At 56.6% G+C, this 1538-nt stretch carries 1 protein-coding gene; it reads right to left on the reverse strand.

Translation table 11 applies throughout. The annotated features are described in order from the left end of the window. Positions 1-2 precede the first annotated feature (2 nt). Positions 3-1457: an IS1182 family transposase gene (locus L0U89_RS20170; protein ID WP_234863178.1), complete on the reverse strand. Its 1455-nt coding sequence runs from the start codon at positions 1455-1457 to the stop codon at positions 3-5. Positions 1458-1538: the final 81 nt, after the last annotated feature.

Genomic DNA, 1538 nt, shown 5'->3' on the forward strand with positions numbered 1-1538 from the left:
CGTCAGGCTGTGAAATAATCTGTCGATTTTTGAAAAAACCGCGTTTCTGGGCCGTATAGCCGGTTTGCACCAACAAAACCTTGAACCATATTCAAGGCATAAATTAGTTTTGACACACCTCCTTTCAGGCCAAATTCTTTCCATAAAGCTTCAACTGACTTTGAAACTGCGGATTTTGCGGACAAGGAAACGGCTTTGTAGTCAGGTTCCCATTTTTTGAGTTTGTCCAGCAGGTCGGTTATTCCGAGGATGTTGATCGTTCGCTTGAGGTTATAGACGGTCATCACCAGTGCCATCTCCCCGTTGACCTTTTCGAGGCCCCTGAGGTCGGTGTAGTTGTATCCCCATTTGCGCTTGATGGTCCCGAAGATATGCTCGTTCATCATCTGCCTGCGCTTGTAGAGTTCCCGGTTCTGTTCGAGAAGTTTGAGGTTTGCTTCCACCGCATCCGCATATTCGCTGCGCTCTATCTCCCGTCCCCCCTGCTGCCTCCCCGTGCAGAGGTGTCTGGCCGGGCAGTCCCTACAATCCGAGGTCCTGTATTTTTTGAACAGGTGGCTGTCCCGCTCCCTGGTCTTCTTGTGCTGTGTACCAGTTGTGGTGAGCGTCTTTCCCTGGGGACAGGTATAGGTGTCCTTATCCTTGTCGTAGGTGAATTTGGTGACCAGGTAAGCCTCGGTGGTGCCGTGTGCGTTGGAGTTGACCGTTTCGCTGGGCACCACGATGGTCCGGATGCCGTCCCCGTGGCAGGCCTGTATTTCCCGTCCGTTGTGGTAGCCCTTGTCGGCAAGCACGGTAAGACTGTCTGCCTCTATGTTTTCCTTCGCCTCCCTGCTGATATCGTGGAGTGCGTTGCGGTCGTTGCGGTTGATGACATGGTTTGCCACCACGAGGTTGTGCCTGTCGTCGACTGCGGCCTGCATGTTGTAGGAGACTTCCACGACCTGGCCCTGCACAAGGAGTGCCCTTGAGTCGGGGTCGGTGGTACTGATCTGGGTGTCGCCGCTCTCCCGGAGCTGTTCGCCGAGCTGTTCGTACCGGATCCTGTTCTCCCTGAGGTTTTCGAGTTTTTGGTTGATGGCGGACATGTCCTCCGTCTGCGACTCCTCCTTGTCGGCGGCATCGAGTCGGCCGAGGTATTCCTCGGTCTTTTCCTCGATGTACCGGAGGTGGCGGTCGATCTTCTTTTGGCTGTGGTTGTTCTTCTTGCTGTTGGAGGCCCGGAACTTGCTTCCGTCCACGGCTACCGTGCTGCCGCCGACCAGTCCCGCGTCCCTGAGGAAGAGGACGTAGAGCTTGAAGCAGGCCTTCAGGGCCTTGGGGTTGTCCCTGCGGAAGTCGGCTATCGAGTGGTAGTTCGGAACCAGTCCCCCGAGGAGCCACCGGACCTCGATGTTGCGGGCGCACTCCCGCTCCAGCCTGCGGCTGCTGCGGATGCCGTTGAAGTAGCCGTAGATATAGAGCTTGAGGAAGGCCTTTGGGTCGAAGGACGGCCTTCCGTCCTCCCGGGGATTGCCTGCGGCGAAGCCGAGACGGGC

It is taken from the genome of Mariniradius sediminis (genome assembly GCF_021491425.1).
Lineage (GTDB): Bacteria > Bacteroidota > Bacteroidia > Cytophagales > Cyclobacteriaceae > Mariniradius > Mariniradius saccharolyticus.